The sequence below is a fragment of the Gemmatimonadaceae bacterium genome (assembly GCA_035606695.1).
Classification (GTDB): Bacteria; Gemmatimonadota; Gemmatimonadetes; order Gemmatimonadales; family Gemmatimonadaceae; genus JAQBQB01.
The window spans coordinates 21,161-46,733 of sequence record DATNEW010000036.1; the positions used below are offsets into that span (position 1 = coordinate 21,161).

Annotated in this window: 26 protein-coding genes and 2 pseudogenes; 1 reads left to right on the top strand and 27 read right to left on the bottom strand. The window is 64.2% G+C overall.

Features of this window, described 5'->3' with window-relative positions; translation table 11 throughout:
• Positions 1-28 precede the first annotated feature (28 nt).
• From rplR to VN706_19915, 22 genes and pseudogenes are all read right to left on the bottom strand, one after another.
• A complete protein-coding gene (gene rplR / locus VN706_19810) occupies positions 29-382 on the bottom strand; it encodes a 50S ribosomal protein L18 (GenBank protein HXT17892.1) in 354 nt (117 codons plus the stop codon).
• 3 nt (positions 383-385) lie between these two features.
• Entirely contained in the window at positions 386-925 is a 540-nt protein-coding gene (gene rplF / locus VN706_19815; protein ID HXT17893.1) for a 50S ribosomal protein L6, read from the bottom strand.
• A gap of 11 nt (positions 926-936) precedes the next feature.
• Entirely contained in the window at positions 937-1,335 is a 399-nt protein-coding gene (gene rpsH / locus VN706_19820; protein ID HXT17894.1) for a 30S ribosomal protein S8, read from the bottom strand.
• 121 nt (positions 1,336-1,456) lie between these two features.
• Positions 1,457-1,642 carry a type Z 30S ribosomal protein S14 gene (locus tag VN706_19825; protein HXT17895.1) on the bottom strand — a complete coding sequence of 62 codons (186 nt, stop codon included), beginning with the start codon at positions 1,640-1,642 and terminating at the stop codon, positions 1,457-1,459.
• Positions 1,643-1,740: 98 nt separating this feature from the next.
• On the bottom strand, positions 1,741-2,421 hold the full coding sequence (gene rplE, locus VN706_19830) for a 50S ribosomal protein L5 (GenBank protein ID HXT17896.1): 681 nt from the start codon (positions 2,419-2,421) through the stop codon (positions 1,741-1,743).
• Positions 2,421-2,741: pseudogene (gene rplX / locus VN706_19835) on the bottom strand (50S ribosomal protein L24). Before rplX ends, rplE begins: the two are co-directional and overlap by 1 nt.
• A 95-nt stretch (positions 2,742-2,836) precedes the next feature.
• On the bottom strand, positions 2,837-3,205 hold the full coding sequence (gene rplN / locus VN706_19840; protein HXT17897.1) for a 50S ribosomal protein L14: 369 nt from the start codon (positions 3,203-3,205) through the stop codon (positions 2,837-2,839).
• Positions 3,206-3,233: 28 nt separating this feature from the next.
• On the bottom strand, positions 3,234-3,491 hold the full coding sequence (gene rpsQ / locus VN706_19845) for a 30S ribosomal protein S17 (protein HXT17898.1): 258 nt from the start codon (positions 3,489-3,491) through the stop codon (positions 3,234-3,236).
• Between the two features lie 19 nt (positions 3,492-3,510).
• A complete protein-coding gene (rpmC, locus tag VN706_19850) occupies positions 3,511-3,735 on the bottom strand; it encodes a 50S ribosomal protein L29 (GenBank protein HXT17899.1) in 225 nt (74 codons plus the stop codon).
• Positions 3,725-4,153 (bottom strand): 50S ribosomal protein L16, encoded by a 429-nt coding sequence (rplP, locus tag VN706_19855; GenBank protein ID HXT17900.1) that lies wholly within the window; start codon positions 4,151-4,153, stop codon positions 3,725-3,727. The genes rpmC and rplP overlap by 11 nt, the downstream gene beginning before the upstream one ends.
• Before the next feature lie 15 nt (positions 4,154-4,168).
• Positions 4,169-4,828 (bottom strand): 30S ribosomal protein S3, encoded by a 660-nt coding sequence (rpsC, locus tag VN706_19860; protein ID HXT17901.1) that lies wholly within the window; start codon positions 4,826-4,828, stop codon positions 4,169-4,171.
• Between the two features lie 95 nt (positions 4,829-4,923).
• A pseudogene (gene rplV / locus VN706_19865) lies at positions 4,924-5,280 on the bottom strand (50S ribosomal protein L22).
• A gap of 3 nt (positions 5,281-5,283) precedes the next feature.
• Positions 5,284-5,610, bottom strand: coding sequence for a 30S ribosomal protein S19 (gene rpsS / locus VN706_19870; GenBank protein ID HXT17902.1), 327 nt, complete (start codon positions 5,608-5,610; stop codon positions 5,284-5,286).
• A gap of 12 nt (positions 5,611-5,622) precedes the next feature.
• A complete protein-coding gene (gene rplB, locus VN706_19875; protein ID HXT17903.1) occupies positions 5,623-6,453 on the bottom strand; it encodes a 50S ribosomal protein L2 in 831 nt (276 codons plus the stop codon).
• Positions 6,454-6,463: 10 nt separating this feature from the next.
• Positions 6,464-6,751, bottom strand: coding sequence for a 50S ribosomal protein L23 (locus VN706_19880; GenBank protein ID HXT17904.1), 288 nt, complete (start codon positions 6,749-6,751; stop codon positions 6,464-6,466).
• Positions 6,752-6,754: 3 nt separating this feature from the next.
• On the bottom strand, positions 6,755-7,630 hold the full coding sequence (rplD, locus tag VN706_19885) for a 50S ribosomal protein L4 (protein ID HXT17905.1): 876 nt from the start codon (positions 7,628-7,630) through the stop codon (positions 6,755-6,757).
• Positions 7,631-7,641: 11 nt separating this feature from the next.
• Complete coding sequence (rplC, locus tag VN706_19890) at positions 7,642-8,325, bottom strand: 50S ribosomal protein L3 (protein ID HXT17906.1); 684 nt, start codon at positions 8,323-8,325, stop codon at positions 7,642-7,644.
• 185 nt (positions 8,326-8,510) lie between these two features.
• Positions 8,511-8,876, bottom strand: a complete 366-nt coding sequence (rpsJ, locus tag VN706_19895; GenBank protein HXT17907.1) for a 30S ribosomal protein S10 — start codon at positions 8,874-8,876, stop codon at positions 8,511-8,513.
• An 18-nt stretch (positions 8,877-8,894) separates the two neighbouring features.
• Positions 8,895-10,097, bottom strand: a complete 1,203-nt coding sequence (gene tuf, locus VN706_19900; GenBank protein ID HXT17908.1) for an elongation factor Tu — start codon at positions 10,095-10,097, stop codon at positions 8,895-8,897.
• Positions 10,098-10,141: 44 nt separating this feature from the next.
• Positions 10,142-12,244 (bottom strand): elongation factor G, encoded by a 2,103-nt coding sequence (gene fusA / locus VN706_19905; GenBank protein ID HXT17909.1) that lies wholly within the window; start codon positions 12,242-12,244, stop codon positions 10,142-10,144.
• Positions 12,245-12,800: 556 nt separating this feature from the next.
• Positions 12,801-13,634, bottom strand: a complete 834-nt coding sequence (locus tag VN706_19910) for a TonB-dependent receptor plug domain-containing protein (protein HXT17910.1) — start codon at positions 13,632-13,634, stop codon at positions 12,801-12,803.
• 311 nt (positions 13,635-13,945) lie between these two features.
• Positions 13,946-14,257 (bottom strand): hypothetical protein, encoded by a 312-nt coding sequence (locus VN706_19915; GenBank protein HXT17911.1) that lies wholly within the window; start codon positions 14,255-14,257, stop codon positions 13,946-13,948.
• 166 nt (positions 14,258-14,423) lie between these two features.
• Between VN706_19915 and VN706_19920 the strand changes: the two genes are divergently transcribed.
• Positions 14,424-15,815, top strand: coding sequence for an Ig-like domain-containing protein (locus VN706_19920; protein HXT17912.1), 1,392 nt, complete (start codon positions 14,424-14,426; stop codon positions 15,813-15,815).
• 87 nt (positions 15,816-15,902) lie between these two features.
• On the opposite strand, the gene rpsG is transcribed toward VN706_19920, so the two are convergent.
• The 5 genes from rpsG to VN706_19945 form a co-directional block, all read right to left on the bottom strand.
• Positions 15,903-16,373: a 30S ribosomal protein S7 gene (gene rpsG / locus VN706_19925; GenBank protein ID HXT17913.1), complete on the bottom strand. Its 471-nt coding sequence runs from the start codon at positions 16,371-16,373 to the stop codon at positions 15,903-15,905.
• Positions 16,373-16,759 carry a 30S ribosomal protein S12 gene (gene rpsL, locus VN706_19930; protein HXT17914.1) on the bottom strand — a complete coding sequence of 129 codons (387 nt, stop codon included), beginning with the start codon at positions 16,757-16,759 and terminating at the stop codon, positions 16,373-16,375. Before rpsL ends, rpsG begins: the two co-directional genes overlap by 1 nt.
• A gap of 159 nt (positions 16,760-16,918) precedes the next feature.
• Positions 16,919-22,693, bottom strand: a complete 5,775-nt coding sequence (locus VN706_19935; GenBank protein HXT17915.1) for a flagellin hook IN motif-containing protein — start codon at positions 22,691-22,693, stop codon at positions 16,919-16,921.
• 409 nt (positions 22,694-23,102) lie between these two features.
• Positions 23,103-23,924, bottom strand: a complete 822-nt coding sequence (locus VN706_19940) for a hypothetical protein (GenBank protein ID HXT17916.1) — start codon at positions 23,922-23,924, stop codon at positions 23,103-23,105.
• Positions 23,925-23,941: 17 nt separating this feature from the next.
• Positions 23,942-25,573 carry a RagB/SusD family nutrient uptake outer membrane protein gene (locus tag VN706_19945; protein HXT17917.1) on the bottom strand — a complete coding sequence of 544 codons (1,632 nt, stop codon included), beginning with the start codon at positions 25,571-25,573 and terminating at the stop codon, positions 23,942-23,944.

The following is a 25,573-nucleotide window of genomic DNA, read 5'->3' on the forward strand; positions in this document are numbered from 1 at the left end:
CGCGTTGTTCGATGTGTCTTCTGCCATATTAGAACTCCAACCCGCCTTCGCGGGCTCCGTCGGCCACCGCTTTCACGCGGCCGTGGTATCTGTAGCCCGCGCGATCGAACACGACTTTCGTGATCCCCGCGGCCTTGGCCTTTTCAGCGATGCGCTTGCCGACTTCCGTCGACTTGTCCGTCTTCTTGCCGCTCAGGAGATCGGTCGACGTCGCGGTCGCCAGCGTGCGGCGCGCGACGTCATCCACCAGCTGCGCGGTGATGTGCTTGAGTGAACGGAACACCACGAGACGCGGACGCTCCGCGGTGCCCGTGACCTTCTTGCGTACGCGGAGATGGCGGCGATACCGCTGCTCAACACGCGTCTTCGGAATTGCTGGCATGGGTTACTTGCCTCCCGCCTTACCGGCCTTGCGCCGAATGACTTCGCCGGCGTAACGAATGCCCTTGCCCTTGTACGGCTCGGGCGGACGCAGACCGCGGATTTCCGCCGCGACCTGTCCGACGAGTGCCTTGTCCGACCCTTCGATGGTGACGGCCGTCGGCTGCGGCGCGGTGAGCTTGATGCCCGCGGGCGCCTTGAACTCGATCGTGTGCGAGAAGCCAAGCGAGAGCTGGAGGCCGTACGGACGCACCTCGGCCTTGTAGCCGACGCCCGTGATCTCGAGCTGCTTCGCATAGCCCTTGGTCACGCCCTCGACCATGTTCGCGATGAGCGAACGCGTGAGGCCGTGCAGCGACTTGTGATTGGTCTCGTCCGAGGCGCGCGCGACGTTGAGCGTGTTGTCGCTCTTGTCGACGGTGACGCCCTCGGGCAGACGATGCGTGAGCTCGCCCTTGGGACCTTTGACCTTGACCGTGTTGCCGTCGATCGTCACGGTGACGCCGGCGGGAACGGTGATGGGAAGTTTGCCGATTCGCGACATATTCTGATCTCCTACCAGACGACGGCGACGAGCTCGCCGCCGGTGCGCGACTGGCGCGCTTCACGGTCGGACATCAAGCCCTTGTTCGTGCTCAGGATGGCGAGCCCGAGTCCGTTGCGGACGCGCGGAATTTCGCCGGCGCCGACGTATTTCCGGAGCCCGGGGGTGGAGACGCGCTGCAGCTCGCGAATGACGGGCTGGCCGCCGGCGTACTTCAAGCGCACGCGCAGGACCTTCTTGCCGTCATCCGTCTCGAGCGTCGAATAATCCTGAATGTAGTTGTTCTCCTTCAGGATGCGCGCGATCTCGGTTTTCATCTTCGACACCGGCATGTCGACGCGGCGGTGCTTCGATCCGCAGGCGTTGCGGATCCGCGTCAGCATGTCGGCGATCGGGTCGGTCATACTCATGAGTGAACCTCTGCTCCTCTCGTTTCCGTGGACGTGGAGGACTGTGATGGGTGATGGGCGGCGGGCGGTGCGCAGATCGATGGACTCACGCCCATCACCCAACGCCCAGCGCCCAACGCGATTACCAACTCGCCTTACGCACGCCGGGGATCATCCCCTGCAGGCTCAGCTCGCGGAAGCAAATGCGGCACAGACCGAAGCGGCGCAGGAACGCGCGCGAACGGCCGCAGCGGCCGCAGCGATTGTGCACCCGCACCTGGAACTTCGGCTTCCGCTTGCTCTTTTCGATCATGGCTTTACGGGCCATTTCAGTACTCTCAACTAAAAGTTGTTAATCGATCGGCGAATGGCGACGGGCACCACGCCCATCGCCCAGCGCCCACCGCCCAACGCGAAGCCCAGCGCTCACGCGGCCGCGCCGCGTCCTTTCTTCTCGTCCGTCCGGAACGGCATGCCGAGCTCCTTCAGGAGCGCGAACGCCTGATCGTCGCGGTTCGTGCTCGTGACGAACGTGATGTCCATTCCGTGAATCGATTCGATCGAGTCGTAGTTGATCTCGGGGAAGATCATCTGCTCCTTGACGCCGAGCGAATAGTTGCCGCGCCCGTCGAACGACCGGGTGCCAAGACCGCGAAAGTCGCGGATGCGCGGAATCGCGACCGTGATGAAGCGATCGAGGAACTCCCACATCCGCGCGCCGCGCAGCGTGACCGCGGCGCCGATCTCCTGGCCCTGGCGCAGGCCGAAGTTGGCGATGGACTTCTTCGCCTTCTTGCGGACCGGCTGCTGCCCGGTGATGATCGCCAGCTCGTCGACGACCGAGTCGAGCGCCTTGGGCTGTTTGATCGCCTCGCCCACACCGACGTTGATCACGATCTTCTCGAGCAGCGGCACCTGATGCGGGTTGGTGAACCCGAACTGCTGCATCAAGCGCTGGCGCACGGTGTTCTGATAGAAATCCTTGAGCCGCGGCGCGGGCACGGGCAGGCCGGCGCCGGCGTGTGGTCCACGCGCCTTCGCATCGCCGCCGCCCTTCTTGCCGGAGCCCTTGCCGCCGGAACCGCCCTTCTTTTCCTTGGTCGCCATTAGCGTGTCCTCGGGATCGCTTCACCGCTCTTCACGGCGATCCGTTCCTTGGTGCCGTCGTCGTCGATCTGCCGGCGCGTGCGCGTCGGGTCGCCCGACTTGGGATCCAGCAGCATGACGTTCGACGCGTGAATCGGCGCCGGCATCTCCATGATGCCCGACTGCTCGTCGGCGTTGCGCGCGCGGCGGTGCTTCTTGACGATGTTGACGCCCTCGACGGTCACGCGCCCCGTCTTGGTGTAGACGCGGAGGATCTTCCCCTCCTTGCCCTTGTCGTCGCCGCGCACCACGCGGACCGTGTCCCCCTTCGTGACGTGGACCTTGACGCGCGCCGCGTTGTCGGTGTGCCGCTTCTTGTTGACCGGGCGCGGCCGATCGGTCTTGCGATACTTGAGAATTCTCATATTAGAATACCTTAAATCACTTCGGGCGCCAGCGACACGATCTTCATGTAGCGCTTCTCGCGGAGCTCGCGCGCCACGGGACCGAAGATGCGCGTCGCGCGGGGCTCGCCTTGCTCGTTGATGATGACGACCGCGTTCTCGTCGAACCGGATGTAGGAGCCGTCCTTCCGGCGCGTCTCCTTCGCCGTGCGCACCACCACCGCGCGCGCCACGTCGGACTTCTTCACCGTGCCGTTCGGCAGGGCGTTCTTCACGGCCACGATCACGACGTCCCCGAGCCCGGCATACCGCCGGCGGGTACCGCCCAGCACGCGAATGACCTGTGCGGTCTTCGCGCCCGAGTTGTCGGCGACCTTGACCATCGACTCTTGCTGAATCATTGAGAGTTCTCCTTACTCCGTGACACCGCTACCGCGCGCGCTCGACGATCTCGACGACACGCCACCGCTTGTCCTTCGACAGCGGCCGCGTCTCGGCGATGCGCACGGTATCACCCGTCTTCGCCGAATTCTCCTCGTCGTGCGCCTTCACGCGCTTGGTACGCGTGACCATCTTGCCGTAGACCGGGTGCGGCACGCGACGTTCGATCGCCACCACCACCGTCTTCTGCATCTTGTCGCTCACCACGAGACCCGTGCGCGTCTTGCGCGAGCCGCGCTCCGTCAGTGCGTTCGTCTGTGTCGTATCAGCCATTGGTCTGTCCCTGGGCAGCGGCGCGCTGCTCCACTTGCTGCTCGCGCAGCACGGTCTTGAGGCGCGCGATGTCGCGGCGAATCAGTCGCAGGCGAAGCGGATCCTCGGGTGGTTCCGTCGCGGCGCGAAACTTCAGCCGAAACTGTTCCTCTTCCAGCTCGTGGATGCGCGACGCGATGTCGGCGACGCTCATCTCGCGGATTTCTTCAGCTCTCATTGGTGTGCGCCTCCTCACGCATCACGAACTTCGTGCGCACGGGCATCTTGGCGGCGGCCAGGGCCATCGCTTTCTGGGCGATGTCCTTCGTCACACCCTCGAGCTCGAACATCACGCGGCCCGGCTTCACCACGGCCACCCACATCTCCGGAGAACCCTTGCCCTTGCCCATGCGGGTTTCGGCCGGCTTCTTCGTGATCGGCTTGTCGGGGAATACGCGGATCCACACCTTGCCGCCGCGCTTGATGTGACGCGTGAGCGCCACACGGGCGGCCTCGATCTGACGAGCCGTGATCCAACCCGGCTCCAACGTCTGCAGGCCATAGGTGCCGAACGAGATCTCCGATCCACGATGGGAGAGACCGGTCGTCCGACCCTTGAACCGCTTCCGGAATTTGACGCGCTTGGGTGACAGCATTGTTCGTGATCCCCCTTACATGCCGGAGGAGTAAGTGGTGCCGCGGCGATCCTCGACCTTCTCGCCCTTGAAGATCCAGACCTTCACGCCGATGGCGCCGAAGGTGGTCTTCGCGGTCGACGTCGCATAGTCGATGTCCGCACGCAGCGTGTGCAGGGGCACACGACCCTCGTGGTAGCCCTCGACGCGCGCGATCTCCGCGCCGCCCAACCGGCCACCCGCCTTGACCTTGATGCCCTGCGCGCCCATGCGCATGGCGCTCTGCACCGCGCGCTTCATCGCGCGGCGGAACGAGATGCGCTGCGCGAGCTGGCTCGCGATGTTGTCCGCGACCAACTGCGCGTCGAGCTCGGGACGCTTGATCTCTTCGACGTTGATGCCGACTTCCTTGCCGGTGAGATGCGCGAGCTCGTCGCGCAGCTTGTCGACTTCCGCGCCCTTCTTGCCGATCACGACACCCGGACGGCCGGTGTGCAGCGTGACGACGACCTTGCCGGGCTTGCGGTCGATGACGATGTCCGCGATCGCGGCATGTCCTAAACGCGCCTTGAGATACTTGCGCAGGAGCTCGTCCTCACGGAGAAGCGCCGGCAGATCGCGGCCCGCATAGTAGCGCGACTTCCAATCCTTCGAGATGCCGAGTCGGAAACCGACCGGATGTGTCTTCTGTCCCATTAGCTCTCTCTCCGAGTGCTTTTCTTCGCCGCGCGCTTTCCGGCGGCCTTCTTCGCCACGGGCTGGGGCTTCGGCTTCCGAACTTCGCGCGCGTTGAGCTCGATCTCGACGTGGCTGGTGCGCTTCTGCACGGGCGTCGCGCGGCCCATCGCGGCCGGCGTGAACCGCTTGAGCTTCGGCCCCTCGTTGATCACGGCGCGCGAGATGTACAGCTCGTCGACGTCCACCGACGGGCCACCCTCACGCGCGGCATGCTCGGCGTTCGCGACCGCGGACCGCAACGTCTTCTCGATCTGCTTCGCGGCGTGCTTTTTCGAGAACTGTAAATAGGCGAGGGCGTCGTTCACGCTCTTGCCGCGAATCTCGTCGATGACGAGCCGCATCTTGTACGGCGACTGGCGCGTCGAGCGCTGGAACGCGGTGGCCAACGCCGTCTTCGTATTCTGCGGCATCGGTTACTTGCCTCCGCGCGCGGCCGGAGCGCCGCCGGCGGCCGGCGCCGGCGCCTTCTTGTCCGCCGCCTTCTGGCCGGTGTGGCCTCGGAACAGACGCGTCGGCGCGAACTCGCCGAGCTTGTGGCCGACCATGTTCTCCGTCACGTACACCGGGATGAACTTGTTCCCGTTGTGCACGGCGAAGGTGTGCCCCACGAACTCGGGCAGCACGGTCGACGCCCGCGACCAGGTCTTGATCACGCGCTTCTCGTTCTTGGCGTTGAGCGCGTCGACCTTTTTGGTCAGCGCCTCCTGAACGAACGGTCCCTTCTTTACGCTACGTCCCATAGGATCGATACCTTATTGAGTCGCTTTGCCGCGCTTGCGGCCGCGGACGATGAGGCGCTCGGACGACTTCTTCTTGTTGCGCGTCTTGACGCCTTCCTTCTTGCCCCACGGGCTGACGACGTTTCGTCCGCCGCGCGTCCGGCCACCGTGCGGGTGATCGACCGGATTCATGACTTCACCGCGCACCTTCGGGCGCCGGCCCTTCCAGCGCGTCTTGCCGGCCTTGCCCCACGAGATCAGCTCGTGCTCCTCGTTGCCCACGACGCCGATCGTCGCGTAGCAGCGGCCGTGCACGAGACGCATTTCGGTCGACGGCATGCGGAGCGTCACGTACTCGCCCTCTTTCGCCACGACCTGCGCCGACATGCCCGCCGAGCGGCAGAGCTGCGCGCCTTTCCCGATCTTTAATTCAATGTTGTGAACGGCCGTCCCCAGCGGCATCTCGGCGAGCGGCAACGCGTTGCCGTTGCGGATGTCCGAGCCCGGACCGGCCATCACCGTGTCGCCCACCGCCAGCCCCTTCGGGTGGATGATGTAGCGCTTCTCGCCGTCGGCGTACGTGATCAACGCAATACGCGCCGAGCGGTTCGGATCGTACTCGATGGTCGAGACGGTACCGGCCACGCCGTGCTTGTTGCGCTTGAAATCGATGATGCGATACTGCCGCTTGTGGCCACCGCCGCGGCGGCGCATCGAGATGTGACCGTGATTGTCGCGCCCGCCCGACTTCTTGATCGGCTCGAGCAGCGACTTCTCGGGCGTCGTCGTCGTGATCTCGGAAAAATCCGAGACCGAACGGAAGCGCGAGCTCTTGGTCACCGGCTTGAATTGACGAATTCCCATGATCTATGCCTCAGCCTTCGAAGATCTCGATCGTGTCACCCTCGCGGAGCGTCACGATCGCCTTCTTCCAGTTGGGGCGGCGGCCGATGCTGCGTCCCATGCGCTTTTCCTTGCCGCGCACGTTCATCGTCCAAACGCCGGTGACTTTCACGCCGAAGAGCTGCTCGATCGCCGAACGGATCTGCGTCTTCGTCGCATCCGGATGCACCTCGAACACGTACTCGCCGCGCGCCTGATACGCGGACGACGTCTTCTCGGTGATCAACGGACGCACAATGGTGCGGTGCAGGGTGGGCATTGGCTACTTCCTCTTCTTCGCGTTGGGCGATGGGCGTTGGGCGTTGGGCGACTTCTTCTTCGCCGCTGCCTTCTTCGCTGGCGCCTTCTTCGCCGACGCTTTCTTCGCTGGCGCCTTCTTCGCGGCCGCCTTCGCGCCCTGCTTCGCTGGTGTCGACTTCTTCGCGGCGGACGCCTTCTTGGCCGGAGCCTTCGCCGGCGCGCGCTTCGGCGCCACCGCTTCAGCCTTCTCGTTCGCCAGCGGCTGCATGCCGTCGCCGATCGCCGACGACTCGATCAACACCACGTCCGACCACAGGATGTGATACGTCGACACGTCGGCGTACGGCATCACGTGCACGGTCGGCAGATTGCGGCCCGACAGGAAGACGTTCGTCTTCACGCCGTCGGTGAGAATGAGCACTTTCTTATCAGCGACGCCCAGCCGCTCGACGAGCCCCTTCAGGCGCGCGGTCTTCGGCGCGTCGTAGTTGAACTGGTCGATCACGATGATCGCGTTCTCGCGCGCGCGCGCATTGAAGGCCGACTTGCGAGCGAGGGCTCTCACCTGGCGCGGCACGTACTGCGCGTAGCTGCGCGGAATCGGACCGAACACCGTGCCGCCGCCGACCCAGTGCGGCGCGCGCGTCGAGCCCTGGCGGGCGCGACCCGTGCCCTTCTGCTTCCACGGCTTCTGATTGCCGCCGGTGACGTACTTGCGAATCTTCGTCGCCGCGTTGCCCTGGCGCTGATTGGCGAGAAACGCCTTCACCGCCTGGTGCATGACCGGCATGTTGACGGTTCCGTCGAACAACGTCTCGGGGAGCGCGACGGCATCGCGCGACGTCCCCTGCGACGAGTACGCGGCCGCCTGGAATGTGGTAGTCGAGTTCTCAGCCATAGGATGTACCGTTAGCCCTGCTTCCGCACGACGACGATGCCACCGGCTTTGCCGGCGACCGAGCCGCGGATGTAGATCAGATTGCGATCCGTATCGATCTTCTCGACGCGGAGATGAGTCTGCGTGTGACGCTCGTCGCCATAGTGGCCCGGCATGGCCTTGCCCTTGATGACGCGCGACGGATCTGTGCCAGGTCCGATCGAGCCGGGACGACGGTGCTTCGTGTTGCCGTGCGTGTTCGGACCACCGCCCGCCTTGTGGCGCTTGACGATGCCCTGAAATCCGCGGCCCTTCGACGTGCCCGTGACCTTGACCGTGTCGCCGACCGCGAACACGTCGACCTTCACGACGTCGCCGACGTTGTACGCCGGCACTTCGATCTTCGCGTTCCCCGGCTCGTCGAGACGCACCGACCGCAGCACGCGCGGCACGGTCTCGAGATTCGCCTTCTTCGCGTGGCCGACCGCGGCCTTCGACGCGCGGTGACCCTTGGGGGTCCGCTCGCCCTTGGCGTTGTCGCGGCGCAGACGCGCGCTGCCCAGCCCGAGCTGGATCGACGCGTGCCCCGCCTTGGCCTTGTCGGTCACGGCGAGCACCGGATTCGGCTCGGCTTCGATCACCGTGACGGGGATCTGCTGCCCTTGTTCGTTGAAGATCTGGGTCATGCCCAGCTTCTTGCCAATGATGCCTATCATGAATTCCTCTGCAGAGTCACTGTCGACATTGACAGTTGGACTGTGATCGTCATCCCGAGGAGCAAAGCGACGAGGGATCTACCGTCTCCCCGGATTGGCCGGCCTCGCGACCGTGATGCCGGATTCCTCGCGTCGCTCGGAATGACAACCCGCTTGTGGTGCTACTTGTGGTGCTACTTGTGGTGCTACTCGACCTTGATCTCGACGTCCACGCCCGCCGGCAAATCCAGCTTGGTGAGCGCGTCCACCGTCTGCGCGCGGGAATCGAGAATGTCGATCACCCGCTTGTGTGTCTTGAGCTCGAACTGCTCGCGCGACTTCTTGTCGACGTGCGGCGACCGGAGCACCGTCCACCGCTGCGTCTTGGTGGGCAGCGGAATCGGACCGGACACCTGCGCGCCCGTCTTCTCCGCCGTCCGCACGATGTCCGCCGACGCCTGATCGATCACCGCGTGATCGAAGGCCTTGAGACGGATACGAATTCTGCCTGCCATGAGAGTTCTCTGTGTGCGTTGGGCGTTGGGCGATGGGCGATGGGCATGTACGCCCATCGCCCAACGCCCATTGCGTTAGGCCAGAATCTTCGTGACGACGCCCGCGCCCACCGTGCGACCGCCTTCGCGAATCGCGAAGCGCACCTGCTCTTCCATCGCGATCGGCGTGATCAGCTCGATCGTCATCTGGATGTTGTCGCCCGGCATCACCATCTCCGTGCCGGCCGGCAACTCGATCGAGCCCGTCACGTCCGTCGTGCGGAAATAGAACTGCGGACGATAACCCTTGAAGAACGGCGTGTGGCGGCCGCCCTCGTCCTTGTTCAGCACGTAGACTTCGGCCTCGAACTTCGTGTGCGGCTTGATCGAACCCGGCTTGGCGAGCACCATGCCGCGCTCGATCGCGTCCTTTTCGATGCCGCGCAGGAGCAGACCGACGTTGTCGCCCGCCTGGCCCTGATCCAAGAGCTTGCGGAACATCTCGACGCCGGTCACCACCGACTTCTTGTCCGAGCCGAAGCCGACGAGCGCCACTTCCTCACCGACCTTGATGATGCCGCGCTCGATACGACCCGTCGCGACGGTGCCGCGGCCCGTGATCGAGAACACGTCTTCGACCGGCAGCGCGAACGGCTTGTCGATCTCGCGGACCGGTTCCTTGATGTACGTATCCAGCGCCGAGTAGAGCTCCTCGAGCTTGTCGACCCACTGCTTCTCGCCGTTGATCGCGCCGATCGCCGAGCCGCGGATGACCGGGGTCTCGTCGCCGGGGTAATCGTACTTGGAGAGCAGCTCGCGCACCTCGAGATCGACGAGATCGAGCAGCTCGGCGTCGTCGACCAGGTCGCACTTGTTGAGGAAGACGACGATCGCGGGCACGTTCACCTGACGGGCGAGCAGGATGTGCTCGCGCGTCTGCGGCATCGGACCGTCCACGGCCGACACCACGAGGATCGCGCCGTCCATCTGCGCGGCGCCCGTGATCATGTTCTTGACGTAATCAGCGTGGCCCGGGCAGTCGACGTGCGCGTAGTGACGGTTCGGCGTCTCGTATTCGACATGCGACGTCGCGATCGTCAGGATCTTCGTCGCGTCGCGGCGGCCCTGCGACGCGGACGCCTTCGCGACCTCGTCGTAGGCGATGTACTTCGTGCCGTAGCCCTTGTCGGACGACACCTTCGTGAGCGCCGCGGTGAGCGTCGTCTTGCCGTGATCGACGTGGCCGATGGTGCCGACGTTCACGTGCGGCTTGTTCCGCTCGAACTTTGCCTTTGCCATTGTACGAATCCTGGTTGGTTAAGTCGTTACTGCCCGTTTCTGCCTTACGCCTTCACTTTGGCGACGATCTCTTCAGCCTTCGACTTCGGCACTTCTTCATAGTGCGCGAATTCCATCGAGTACACGGCGCGGCCCTGGCTCATCGAGCGCAGCTTCGTCGAATACCCGAACATCTCGGCGAGCGGCACGGTCGCGGCGATCACCTGCGCTTCGCCACGCTGCGTCATTCCGCCGATCTTGCCGCGACGCGCCGACAAATCGCCGAGCACGTCGCCCATGAACGCGTCAGGAGTGACCACTTCCACGTTCATCATGGGCTCGAGGATCACGGGATGCGCGCGCTTCGCCGCCTCCTTGAACGCCATCGAGCCGGCGATCTTGAACGCCATTTCGCTGGAGTCGACTTCGTGATAGGAGCCGTATACCAGCTCGACCTTGACGTCCACCATCGGATAGCCCGCCAAGACGCCGTTCTCGAGCGCTTCCTTGATGCCCTGCTCGACCGGCGCGATGTACTCGCGCGGGATCACACCGCCCACGACCTTGTCCTCGAAGATGAAGCCCGCGCCCGTGTCGCTCGGCTCCATGTTGATGACGACGTGGCCGTACTGGCCCTTACCACCCGACTGGCGGATGAACTTGCCTTCGACCTTCTCGACGCGCTTGCGGATGGTTTCTCTGTAGGCGACCTGGGGCCGACCAATATTGGCGTCGACCTTGAACTCTCTCATCATGCGGTCGACGATGATCTCGAGATGCAGCTCGCCCATCCCCGAGATGATCGTCTGCGACGTCTCTTCATCGGTGTGCACGCGGAACGTCGGATCTTCTTCCGACAGCTTCGCGAGCGCGATGCCGAGCTTGTCCTGGTCCGCCTTCGTCTTCGGCTCGATCGCGACGTCGATGACGGGGTTCGGGAACTTCATCGCCTCGAGGATGATCGGATGCTCGTCGTCGCACATCGTGTCGCCCGTGCGGGTGTCCTTCAACCCGATGGCGGCCGCGATGTCGCCGGCGCGCACCTCTTCGATCTCTTCGCGCTTGTTCGCGTGCATCTGCAGCACGCGGCTCACGCGCTCGCGCTTGTCCTTCGTCGAATTGTACACGTACGAGCCCGACTTGAGCACGCCTGAGTACACTCTAAAGAACGTCAGCTTTCCGACGAACGGGTCCGTCGCGATCTTGAACGCCAGCGCCGCGAACGGCGCGTCGTCGGTCACCGGACGCTCGGCGAAATGCTCGTCGTGGTGCGGCAGGTGGCCCTTGATCGCCGGCACGTCGACCGGCGCCGGGAGATAATCGATCACGGCGTCGAGCAGCGCCTGCACGCCCTTGTTCTTGAACGACGCGCCGCAGAGCACGGGAATCATCTTGCCCGTGACCGTCGCGGTGCGAATCGCTTTCCGAATCTCGTCGAGCGACAGCTCCTCGCCACCCAGATACTTCTCCATCAGCGCGTCGTCCTGCGCCACCGCCACCGCGTGATCGATCACGTCGTGGCGCGCCTGCTCGACCGCGGCCTTGTACTGCTCCGGCACGTCGACGACGGTGAACGTCTTGCCCAGCGTCGCTTCGTCGAAGATGTACTGCTTGCGCTCGAGGACGTCGATGTGGCCGGTGAACAGCTCGCCCGAGCCGACCGGCAGCTGCAGGGGATACGCATCCTTGGACAGCCGGTCGCGGATCATCGACAGGCAGCGGTCGAAGTCGGCGCCGGTGCGGTCCATCTTGTTCGAGAAGATGATGCGCGGCACGCCGTAGCGATCGGCCTGCCGCCACACCGTCTCCGTCTGCGGCTCGACGCCGGCGACGGAATCGAGCAGCGTGACGGCGCCGTCGAGCACGCGGAGCGAGCGCTCCACCTCGACGGTGAAGTCCACGTGCCCCGGCGTATCGATGATGTTGATGCGGTACTCGACGTTGTTGCGCGTCCAGAAGGCCGTGGTCGCGGCCGACGTGATCGTGATGCCGCGCTCCTGCTCCTGTTCCATCCAATCCATCGTCGCGGTGCCTTCGTGCACCTCGCCGATTTTGTGCGCCTTGCCGGTATAGTAGAGAATACGCTCGGTCGTGGTCGTCTTACCGGCATCGATGTGGGCCATGATGCCGATATTGCGATAGTGATCGAGCGACGTTGTGCGGGCCATATGAAATCAGCGTTGGGCTATGGGACTTCGTTATTCAAGTTCTGCAATCAGGCGTGTATTCATCGTTCCTCACGTCGGCGCGTTGCGCCTCCGCTCTTTCAAGCTTTTACCAGCAAAAACGCGGGTGGACCGGGCCGCTCCAGAGGAGCGCGGTATCCATCCGCCATCGCCGGGTGCACTCGCCACTGCCGCGCGAGGGGGACCCAAGGCGCACCGAGTTCGCCATCGTCCTTCGCGCCGAAGCGCGGAGGACCTGCCGTCATCGGTGTTCGATTGTCCTGCGTTACTTGTCGGGAGCCGTTGCACTCACCCGAGTGCGTCAGCCGGAGCAGGCCCTTGCGTTATTGCAAGCCCATAAGGGTCGGCGCGCAGTTCGCCGGTTTTTCGATCACCACGACGATGCCGACGCGAGCCGGAAATGCCGTAGCCCCTTGAATTTATTGAGGATTGGGCGCGGGTCAAGGGGGCCGGCACAGCGCGCGAAAGCAAAGGGCGACGGAGAATCCTCCGTCGCCCTTTGCAGTTTCGCCCAACACCCAACACCCAACGCCCAACGCTACTCCCCTCGCCGCGTCCACACCGCCACCGCCCCACACCGAAGATCCGGCTCGGCGAACTCGGACGGCATCTCGCTCAGGCCCCGGAACACCTCGACCGCTTCAACCACATCCATCGACAGCGAGCCCAACCCGTCCGTCACCGGATCGCTCCGGCCCGGAATGTCCATGCGATGACCGTCCACGAACCAGCCCACGTGACACGCCTGAATGCCCGCCGGCGTGCCTACCATCGTGCCAACACTCGTGCGCGACATGTTCATGCTCGACGTCGAACCCGGATCGAGCACTCGAAGGCCCGGCACGCTCTGCAGGAATTCGCCGAGGGTGTGCACGCCCGACTTCTCGAGCGCCACGCGATCGTAGTGAAGACCAGGACCCGTGGCGCGACGCGACTCGAAGCCCGTGAGCAGCGCGCTCCGCGCATTCATCCTCGGCGCCGCCGACTGTTCCGGACGAACGTGTTCGAGCACACCGATGCGATGCTGCGGATCACCCGACTGGGCGATTGGTACCTTGATCACGAGCCGCTCGCCATCGAGCAGCGGAATCGGCGACGACAACACCGAGGTGTAGCCCGCGCGCACCGCGGCGATCCGATAGGTGCCGTGGCCCACGTTCAGCGAGAACTGGCCCGCCGAGTCCGCGACGACGTGCACGACAGGCGCATCGCTCGCCGGATCCACGAGCATCACCGTGCCGCGCACCGGCGTGCCCGTCGCATCGTCGTACAGCACACCCTTCACCGTAGCCTGCGCGAAGAGGCCCGTTGCCGCGAACGTGCAGAAAGTCAGTGCGGTCGCGGCCGCACGGTTCAGCGATTGGAAGCTCATGGTGCCACCTCAATTCGGACGAGAGTCGCCGGGCCCATTTCGGATTGCTCCCTGCAATCCATCGTGCTTTGGTCCGACTGCGCCCGAGCTTCCAACCGACTGCTCGTCCACCCCGGCCCCACCCCACACGCCCACCCGGCACTTTTCCTATAGACCAGGATCGTGCCAGGACACGACCGCCTCTCGAACTTCCCGATAAAAAATGTGACCGACTCAGCGGTGCGGCTCGCCGCGGGATATTCCCTGTGAGAAACGACAACGGCGGCGAGTGATGTCTCTCACTCGCCGCCGTCGATGAATTGCCGAGCCTCCTACTTGTCGTGATGTCTGCCGTGTCCCTCGATCTTCTTTTCAGGCTGATTGAGGTTGCGCTCGCGCGGACTCTGCGCCTGTCCCTTTCGCGCATGCTGATCCCGCCGCAGATCGATGCTCGGCGGCAAATCGCCGGCGAGCTGATCGCCGCGCTGGTTGCTCGCGGTCTCCCCCAACGGATGCCCGGTCTGCGTCTCGAACTGCTCCGCAATGTTGTTCTCGGCGCGGCGACCGCGGCCACCGTGCGGATTGCCCCGCTCATTCAATTGCTGCCTGAACTTGTCGCTGCGGTCCTGCCGGAAGTCGCTCATGAAGTCCTCCTGTACGCTGGTCAAGCGGCAGACGGTGTGCCCCGCGCCTTGCGGACCGCGGTGAACTCCTCCCTGATTAACCACCCGTTAACCGGTGGCTAACGCCGAGCCCGTAGCTTCGATTCGATAGCACTGCCTGACGCGACTCCTGGAGATGAAGAACCTGATGCAGCGCCCCGCCAAAGCACACGTCATTCTCGCCGCCGTGTTCGGACTCATCGCTTGCGGCCTCACGGCGTGCGGCGGCGGCGAATCCGTCCCGTCGACGCAACCGACCACGTCAACGCCTCCGCCCCCGCCACCGCCGGTCCCGGTCGTGGCTACGGTCACCGTGACCGGTTCAGCCGCGCTCGACGTCGGCAAGACGGCGCAGTTCAGCGCCGTCGCGAAGGACTCCACGGGCACCGCCATTTCCGGAAAGACCTTCACGTGGTCGAGCGCGAACGACGCCATCGCGAGCGTTGCATCGGATGGCACGGTGACCGGAAAGACCGCCGGATCAACGACGATCAGCGCGTCCGTCGACGGCAAGTCCGGATCGGCGGCCGTTACGGTCAACGCTCCGGCACCGGTGGTCGCATCGATCTCGATTTCCGGCACCTCCTCGCTGCAGGCCGGCACGACGACACAGCTCACGGCAACGGTCAAGGACGCAAGCGGCGCCGCGATCACGAGCGTTCCCGTCACGTGGTCGAGCTCCGATGCAACGCTCATCACCGTCTCGAACACCGGGCTCGTGAACGCCGGACACATCGCGAACGTCACCATCACCGCGACGGCCGGTGGAAAGTCCGCGACGCTCGCCGTCACGAGCTCACTCACGCCATACACCTTCAGCTTCGATCCGGCCACGAGCGCGTCGGATCAGCAGTTGATCAAGGACGCCGTGCAATTCGCCGCCGGCTTCTATCAAACGACGTTCGGGCGAACCATCACGACGGCGTCGACCATCTCGACCTCGACGACGTCGGACGGCTGCTCGCGCGGCGGCTCGGCGGCCTTCACGGGCGCCGGCGCTGTGACGTTCTGTACTTCGAATGCGGGATGGGTGCTGAACGGTCCGATCTCGCGACAGAAGATCACGGTGCACGAGGTCTTCCATCTCTGGCAGTTCCAGTACAAGTGGCTCGGGAATCCGAACACCGCGGGGGCTGACTGGCTGATCGAAGGCTCGGCCGAGTTCATGGGGTATGACGGCATGGACGCGGAGAAGCTGATTCCGATCGCCACTACGCGCGGCTGCATGGCGAAACAGGTCGCCGACTTCGCGAAGCAGCAGCCGCCGGGTTTGCCGTCGCTGCCAACGCTCGAGCCGGCGACGGTGCTTCAAACCACGGTCGGTCCGGTGTACCCGTATTCCTGGATCGCGGTCGACGAGCTCATTGCGTCGGCGGGAATCGGCTCGCTCAAGGTGTACGCGGACGCGATCGCGTCGGGCACGCCGTGGCAAACGGCGTTTCAGACCGCGTTCGGTACGTCGATCTCGGCGTTCTACGCGCAATTCCCGGGATATCTCGCGAGCCAGCCGGTGCCGGCGAACTTCCTCTGCGGCGTGTAAGGAATTCCCGCGGCCGACGACGCAAAACGCCCCGTCGATATTCGACGGGGCGTTTCGTCATCGAGTCTTCGTGAACTACTCGAGTGATTACCAGCGATAGTGCGCGAACGCCTTGTTCGCGTCCGCCATGCGGTGCGTGTCTTCCTTCTTCTTCACCGCGTTGCCTTCACCCTTGCTCGCCGCGATCACCTCGGCCGCGAGCTTCTCCGGCATCGACTTCTCGTTGCGGTCGCGCGAGTAGTTGATCAGCCAGCGCATCGCCAGCGCCGTGCGGCGCTCAGGGCGCACTTCCACCGGCACCTGGTACGTGGCGCCGCCGACACGGCGGCTCTTCACTTCCACGACCGGCTTCAGATTCGCCAGGGCCTGCTTGAACACGTTCACGCCCGGCTGATTCGTGCGGCTTTCGACCAGGTCCATCGCGCCGTAGAAGATGCGCTCGGCCGTCGACTTCTTGCCCTGCAGCATCATGGCGTTGATGAACTTTGAAACGGTCTGGCTGTCGTAGCGCGCGTCGGCGAGAATCGGACGCTTCACGCTTCCTTTGCGGCGGCTCATTACTTCTTACCTCCGGCCTTCGGCTTCTTGGTGCCGTATTTCGAGCGGCTCTGATTGCGGCCGTTCACGCCGCTGGCGTCGAGCGAGCCGCGCACAATATGGTAGCGAACACCCGGGAGATCCTTCACGCGGCCGCCGCGCACGAGCACGATCGAGTGCTCCTGCAGATTGTGGCCTTCACCGGGAATGTAGGCGATGACTTCGAAGCCGTTCGTCAAACGAACCTTGGCGACTTTGCGGAGCGCCGAGTTGGGCTTCTTGGGGGTCGTGGTGTACACGCGCGTGCACACGCCACGACGGAACGGATTGGACTTGAGCGCCGGCGACTTCTCTTTCTTGACGACGTCGGAGCGGCTACGACGAACGAGCTGATTGATCGTTGGCATGTAGAACGGAAGGAATTCGAACGGGATAGCCCCGTGGATGCACTTCCCGCCTGACCAGAGTGGTCCGGGGGAGACTGGAAAAGGTATCCAATCGCGAGCGGTGCGTCAAGCTGGCGAGGTCGTAATCCCAGACACGACACCGGGTTGCGATGCCTTGTGCTATTGGGACGACTGGCCGGACGTCAAAAAGTTGGCGTGCACGGCGTCCACGAGCGAGGCGAGCGTATCCGTCGCGGTCGTGCTCGCCACCGTCGCGAATCGGTCGATCAGCGAACCCATCACACCGGCGACGGCGCCACCCGTGTGCAACTGAGACGCGGTCACCGACCCGCCGGCGTCCAGACTGCTCGCGAGGAGGTTCGCGTCGACGGTCAAGCGAGGGGTCAAACTCGATGCATCGAACTCGATACCTCGCGCGCCCGACGCGTGGATCATCGACAGCACGTCGCCGAGCATGCGTCGCGCGTTGCTCCCGCTCACGGCCCAGCGCTCGAGCATGGCGTCGAAATTCCCAACCGCCTGCTCGACCCCCACTGCCGCCGCGGAGGAGTTGCTCGCCGGACCCGCGGGCGGCGCGGCCGAGCCCATCACTCGCGGCATGAGCGCATAGTCCGGAATACCGAGCGCGCCGAGGAGTCCGCTCGAATCGCTCAGCTTGAGCGCGGGCGAACCCGGAGCGGCGTTGATCTTCACCGCGCCGGTGTCGCTGTCGACCGTCGCCTGGACGCCGCCGATCTGATTCAGCGCACTCACGACGCCGTCGACCGTCGTGCTCGACGGATCGATCGCGATGTCGACGCCGTTCACGGTCAACTTCCCCGCGTGCACCTTCGCATATTCCGACATGAGGCCAACGGCCACCGCACTCGGCGACGTCGGATCGATGCCCACGACGCTCAGCGGGCTCGCATCCATCTTCGCCGCGGCCACAAAGCCGGATGTGTCCGCGCCGATCGTGATCGGCGACGACGATTTCACTTTCGCGGTGAGTGAAACAGTTTGCGTCGTTGGGTCGAAGTGTGCCGTCACACCGGCACGCGAGCTCGAGATGCGCGACAGCACGCTGGTCATGCTGTCGTTGTTTGCGACGGCGATCTGAACGCCATTGACCGTGAACGAACCGGCGTGCACCGATTGGCCGGGGTCGAACATTGGTGCACTGAGCTCCGCGCCGTTGAACACCGCGTTCGGGTTGACGTGCGTGCCTGCCGAACCCTGCGCGACATGCAGCGCCGAGAGCAATCCGCTCGTGTCATCGACGATCGACAGCGGCGCGCCGGCGATGGTGGGCGTGAATGACAGCGTGTCGGTCAACGCGTTGTAGCTCGCCGTCACACCCGCATTCGCGGCAGTGATGCGATTGACGACGTCCTGGAGACTGTCGGTCGCCGCCGACACGGCGATCTGCTGTCCGTTGAGCGTGAACGCGCCGTCCGTCACGCCGCTGAACTCGGGCGTGCGCGCCAACACCTCGGCGAGGTCGCTGAGTTTTCCGGCCGCACCGTTCGCGGTCGCGAGACCGGTCGTAGCGAGGAATCCGGTGGTGTCGTTGCCAACGTCGATGAGATCCTGGCCCGGCGTACTCCGCACGAGCGTGAGGCGATTGGTGTTTGCGTCGAACGCGGCGGTCACATCGGCACCCGCCGCGTTGAGCCGGCTGACGACCGTCGAGAATGAATCGGCGTTGGCGTCGACGTTGATCGCGACGCCGTTCACCGTGAACGATCCGCTGGTCACGGACGCGAACTGCGACGTCTTGGCGAGCACTTGTTCGTCGTCGCGCAGGTTCCCGCGCGCAGTGTTCGCGGCGTCGAGATGGGCATCGGCGAGAAAGCCGGTCGTGTCGTTGCCGACGGCGATCGGATCTTCGCTGTCGCCGGTCGTCGTCAGCTCGAGGGCGTTGGCCTGCGCGTCGAAGACGGCGCTCACGCCCGCGCCGGCTGCGTTGATTCGTGACACGACGTCGGTAAGTGAATCATTGGCGGGATCGACGCCGATCGACACGCCATTGATCGTAAACGAGCCGCTCGTGACGTCTCCGAATTGCGTCGTCTTCGCCAGCACCTGCAGGTCGTCGCGGATGTTGCCCATGACCGTGTTCGCGGCGTCGACATGCGCGGCCGCGAGGAAGCCGGAGGTATCGCCGCCGATCGGCACGGCGTCCTCGCTGTCGTACGTCGCGTCGAGACGAAGGCCGTCCGTGACGGGATCGTACGTCGCCGTCACGCGTGCGCCGGAATTGTTGACTTTGTCAACTATCGTCTGAATGGTATCGGTGGCGGCGTCCACGGTGATCGTTTTTCCATCGACGACGAACGAGCCGTCCACGACCGACGCGAACACCGATACATCCTGGAGCGCCACGCCATCCTCGGCGACATGGCCGCGCACCGTGTTCGACGTATCGAGGTATGCGGCGCCCAGGAATCCCGTGGCGTCGGCGCCAACCTGAACCAGTTGTTCGCCATTCAACGTCGCCGTCAGCCGCAGGCGATCACTCATCGTGTCGTATTCGGCGGTGACGCCCGCGCCGGCGCCGTTGATCCGCGTGATGACGGACGCCAGCGAGTCGGAGCTCGCATCGACCGCGATCGCGACGCCGTTGATGGTAAACGAGCCCGTCGACACGGCACCGAACTGCGAGGTTTTCGCGAGCACCTGCTGATCGTCGCGCAGGTTGCCCTGCACCGTGTTGCTCGAGCTGATCCCCGCGGCAGCGAGAAATCCGGAGGTGTCGCCGCCGATCGCGACGTCGTCTTCGGTCTTGTACGTCGTCGTGATGACGATCTTGTTCGTGTTCGTGTCGAACGTCGCCGTCGCGCGGGCTCCGGAGGAATTGATTCGTCCGACGATGTCGTTGACTGAATCCGTCGTCGCGACCGAGATCGTCCGCCCGTCGATGACGAACGCGCCGTCCACGACCGATGAAAACTGGCTGAGATCGGCGAGCGGCACTCCATCTTCCGACAGATGTCCGGGCACCGCGTTGTTCGTGGAGAGATGCAACGCGCTCGAGAGGCCCGTCGAATCACTGACCGCGATCGGATCTTCGGTGTCGTACTTCGTCGTGAGATGCACGACGTCGTTCGCCGCATCGTAGGACGCCGCGACGCCGGCCGACGACGACGTGATGCGCGAGAGAATCGAGCTGATCGTATCCGTCGTCGTGTCGAATGCGATCGCGGTGCCGTTAATGGTGAACGATCCACTCGTCACACCGGCGAACTGCGGCATCTTCGCGAGGACCTGCTCGTCGTCGCGGATATTGCCGAGCACCGAGTTGGCCGTGTCCATCTTGGCCGCGGTGAGAAAGCCCGAGGTGTCACCGCCGACGACGATCGGGTCCTCGCTGGTCGTGTTGCCGACGAGATGCAGCGTGTTCGCGGTCGAGTCGAAACTCGCGGCCACGCCCGCGGCCGACGCATTGATCTTCGCGATCAGCGTGCTGAGTGTGTCGGCGCTCGTATCGACGGCGACGGTCGCGCCGTTGATCGTGAACGAGCCGCTCACCACCGCGGCGAACTGTGTGGTTTTGTCCAACACCTGCTGGTCGTCGCGAATGTTGCCTTTCACGGTGTTCGCGGTCGAGAGCTTCGCCGCCGTGACGAAGCCCGACGTGTCGCCGGAGACCGTGATCAGATCTTCGCTGTTCCCGTTGGTCGTCAGAACGATCTTATCCTGGCCCGAATCGTACGTCGCGGTCACGCCCGCGGCCGACGCGTTGATGCGGCTCACGATCGACGACACGCTGTCGGTATCCGTGTCGACCGAGATCGCCGCGCCGTTGATGCTGAACGATCCGTTCGTCACTCTCGAGAATTGCGTCGTCTTCGACAACACCTGCAGGTCGTCGCGCACGTTGCCGATCACGGTGACCGACGTCGTGAGCTTCGTCGCCGCGAGAAAGCCGGAGGTGTCGTTTCCGATCACCACCGGATTCGATCCGCTGTTGTTGACGATGGTGATCTTGTCGTTGGCGAGCGTGGCGGTCACGCCGGCGGACGACGTATTGATATTGTGCAGCACCGACGTGATCGTGTCGCTGGCCGCGACGTTGATCGTGACGCCGTTGACCGTGAATGCGCCCGCGCCGACGGTGTATCCCGGATCCCAGCGCGGCGCTGCGTTGCCGGTAGCATTGAACGCGGCGTTGGCGTTGACGTCGGTGCCGATCGTCTTACTGACGGTCGTCGACGCCGTGTCGTTCTGACTGACCGTACCGGCCGAAAACGAGATCGACAGCCCGCTGTCGTTGCCGATCGAGATCTTCTGGCCCGCGACGTACGACCCGCTGAAGGAGAACAGCGAGTGCCCTGACTGATCGAGGACCGAGAACTTGAGCGTTTGCGGCGTGCCGCTCAGCCCACCGGCGACCGCGCTTTGAAATTTAACGGTGAGCGATGTTGCGCTCGCGAACGAATCCGTGCCGGTGTAGGTGCCGGTCAGGCTGGCGACGGTCGTGGAGGATCCGAAGGTCAACGTGTTCGACGCATACGACGTCGTCGCCGTGTTGATCTCCTGGCTCTGCGACGTGAGCTTCATGGCCGCCAGAAAGCCTGACGTGTCGTTCCCGAGATAAATGCTGTCTTCCGAGGGGTCGTTCGATGCCAGCGTCAGCTTCTTCGTCGTCGCGTCGAACGACGCGCTGACGCCGGCGGCCGAGTTGTCGATCGCCGAGATGACGGAGGCGATCGTGTCGTTGGCCGCGACGGCGATCGTCGTCCCGTTGATCGTGAACGAGCCGGCGGTCACCTGCGCGGCGTTGTCGAAGCGCGGACGCAGATTGGGATCGGGGTCGTTGAATTTCGCCGCCGTGTCGATGACAGGCGCGCTGTGACTGACCGCCGACGTACCCGTTTGGCCGTTCGCGAGCGTTCCCGCCGAGAACGAGATGGACAGACCGATGTCGTCGCCCAGATAGACGCGATCGCCTGCCTTGATGCTGCCCGAATAGTCGAGAAGCTTCGTGGCGCCGTCGAGAATCTGGAAATGCACCGTCGACGCGGTGGCGCCGACCGTGGCGGCCGCCATCACCTTCACGGTGAGCGTCGACGTCGTCGCCGCGGTGCCGACGCCGGTGTACACACCACTCAACGTCGCCACGCTCGTGCTGGTGCCGAGCGCGACATTCGGAGCATAACTCGTCGTCGCGGTGTTGACGGCGGCGTACGACGTAATGGCGGACACACGCTGCGGCGTCGTCACGTCGAGACCGAGCGTTCCGCTCGATACGAGCACGGACGACGCTTCCGGCGACGTGATGTCGAGACCAAGGCTCGACGAGGAATCGAGCGTGGACGCGCGCTCTGGTGATGTGACATCGAGTCCGACACCGCTCGACGACTGCAACTCGGACGGCGCGTCAGGCGACGTGAGATCGAGGCCGAGCGCGGACGACGAGAGCTGTGACGCGGTTTCCGGCGACGTGACGTCGAGAAGGAGCGGCTGCGATGACTCGAGCACCGACGCGCGGTCGGGCGACGCGAGATCCAGACCGATCGGCGATGATGACGCGAGCGAGGAGGCCGCCGCCGGCGAGGTCGTGTCGAGCGCGAGCGACGCGGACGACGTCAGCGTTGATGCCGACGTTGGCGACGTGACGTCGAGCCCGAGCGCAGCCGAGTCGAGCGACGAATACGCCGTGGTCAGATCGAGTCCGAGCGGCGACGAGGAGGCGCGATCGGTCGACGTCTGCGTGTTTACCGCCTGCGTCGTCTGAAACGTCGAGTAGGCGCCGCCGACGCCGTCGCGCCGCGCGAGGATGCCGCTCAGCGAGGTGACTGGAATCGTGAACGCACGCGATGTCGCGGCGCCTGTCGCGGGGGCGGCGCCGTTGAACGTGCCGAGCGCGTCGACGACGCCCTGCGCCGCCTGCTTGAGCGCATCGCGCGCCGCCGCTGAGCCAGTTGCCGCGCTCGCCGGGCGCAAGTGCAACGACCCCCTCAGGAATTGCGATCTGAAGGGGTTTCCGGAAGATCCCCATGGATTCCACGAATAGCTCATAGCCGTTCCTCTTCCTTAGAGAACGGCAGTGAGGCGGCGTGAATTCACACACCGTTAAACTTTGCTCACATCCCTGTAATGAAGTGTTACAGCGGCTAAGGTTCCGAAAAACAGCTGCCGCGGACGAACGTCGGACGACCACCGACAGGCACGGAGACGGCGGAACTGCCGTCAACGGCAGTTCAATGATTGTTTAAAAAAGCACCCTCGGAATGCTCCGATTCGCGAAGCATCCCGAGGGTGTTGAACAAGTCACGCACCAGCGGTCAACCGCCGTTGACGCCGTCTCCGTGCCGTTCCGTGAACGTCCGACGTCGGTCCGTGGTCAGCGTTGTTCGTTCTACCTGTTCGCCGTGCTCGTCAGCCCCGGCTTGTTCGCCGTGACGGTGGATTGATAGTCACCACGCGCCGCGACGGAGTACACATGCCCGCCGACGAACGAGACCGCCGTCAGCGACGGCACCGCGACCGTACCCTGCGTTGCGGACAGATCGTACACACCCGCCGGAACCGCCACGAAGGTGCCGGCCGACTTGTACGCGACGGGACCACCGATCGTCACCGGCGCGCCCGTTGTCTCGTTGTTGCCGATCAGCACCATCGGCGTTGATCCGGGCAGCGCGTTCACGAGCCGCACGTACGCCAGCGAGTAATCCGAGATGGTCGGAATCGGATCTTCGACGATGAACGCGTCCGCCTTCTTGGTCGACGTGTTGTACACGCCGGTTTGATAGTACGAGTAGAACTTCGCATCGTCGAGCGTCGCACTCGCCGTCGAGACGGCGACGCCATGGTCCGTCGTCGCCGCGATCTGGCCGGCGAACGTGTACTGGCCCGGCGCAAGCTCGCTGTACAACGCGCCGTTCGCGGCCGCGTTGTAGCCGGTGCCTGACGTCGACTCGATGCCCGTCGTCGTGCACAGACGGATCGTCGCCGTGTCGGTCGGCAACGCGGCCTGGCAGACGCCGTTGCTGATCGCCGTGATCTTCTGCGAGTTCGCATAGAAGTTCACACCCGGCGACGTGACGCCAAAATTGAAGAACCTGATATACGCGCCGGACGTCGGCGACGAGATGTCCTGCACCCCGTTCTTGTCGCACGCGGCGAGTGCCGCCAGCGAACCAACGCCCAGCAACAGCGCAATGAATCGAGATCTATGCATGATGAGTGAGGCCCGGATTACGGTTGAGTGATCCACAGCGGCGTCGTGTGATAGTCGAGCGCGAGCGCGCCGATCTTGGACAGACCCGGAACGTTCCAGATGTATTCCGAGTTGAAGCGCGGACGAATGCGCTGCGCGACCTTGCCGGCGTTGTCAGGATAGAGAATGGTGGTGTTCGGCGGCGTGAAGCCCGGGAACACCTGCGTGCCGCTGGCCGGATCGATGTCCGTGTAGTGGTAGCGGCGCATGTCCATCCACAGCTCGTTGTGTCCCCATGCCCATTGCGCGATGTACTTCTGCGACATGATCAGCGTGAGCGTGAGCTTGTTCGGATCCGTCGGCACGATACGCGTGTCGCCGAGGAATGCCGCCTTCTCGGCGCTCGAAATCGGCGTCGCCGACTGCGAGCTGATTTCGGCGTTGCGCGCGTTCACGAAGTCGATGTGCGCCGAGATGCCGTTCCGATACGCGGTGAGCGCCGTGGCCTTGTCGCCCATGCGATACGCCGCCTCCGCCTTGACGAACTGCAGCTGCGCGTACGTCATGAACGGAAACTTGTTCTTGTCGTCGAAGATGTAGCGGCTCGACAAACCAGAGCCGGCGGTTCCCGCATAGCCGAAGAAGTTGAACGGCTGCTGCGCGGTGGGTATGGCGCCATAGCCCGCGACGGTCGGATCGACGCCGCGGAACCTGCCGTCGCTCGACGGCGCGAGCATGCGGCTCATGCGCGGATCCACGGCGCCGAAATCGGTGCCGTCCATCAGCTTCACGACGAATTGCGTCTGGCGATAGCTGTTGACGTTTCCGCGATGCGTGCCCAGGAAGTTGCAGTCCGCGAACGCGGGGTCCTGGCACGGGTACTGGTACACCGCTTCTTCGGCATTGCTCTGGAACGATTGGTCGACGGCCGCGATCACGTCCTTCGGGCTGTACGACGCCTTGTTCGAGAAATGGTTGAGCGAGATGGCCTTGAGCCCGTACGCCATCTTCAACCACCGCGTGCGATCGCCATTGAACAGGTGGTCGGTCTTGCCGAAGTAGATCGGATCGACCGCACCGTCGGTGCGTTGCAGATCCTTGATCGACAGGTCGATGAGACGCGCGACTTCGCTGTACGCGTACTCCTGCGTGTCGTAGTCGAACGTCGAGCGCGTCGGGTCCATCGCTTCCTTGATGATGATGTCACCGTGCAGATCGGTGAGCACCAACCAGCCCCACGCCTTCATGAAGTAGCCCGCGCCGGCGATGTCCCAGCGCTGCTCGGCTTCAGCCTTGTTGATCATGTCGACGAGATTCTGGCCGAGCGACCAGTACACGTCGCGCCACTGCTCGGCGCCGTTGTCGGAGCTCGGGTCGTAGCCCATGCGGTCCCACGTGCTGATGGCCGTCTGGCCATTGGCGAGAAACCACTGCTGCGTATAGCGGCCGACGAATCGTCCGTCGAATTCGGGCGCCGTCACCATCCAGTGTTCCATCGGCGACAAGTACAAGTTCGCGCCGACGGCCTGCGGTGCGTTCGGATTGGTGTTGACGTCCAGAAAATCCTTGCAGCTCGCGGTCACGGCAACGGCGGCCAGTGCGAGCGCGATACCAAGTCGTTTCATCGACTTCTCGGTCAGCGATGTGATGGAGTGTGTTTTCGTATGCAT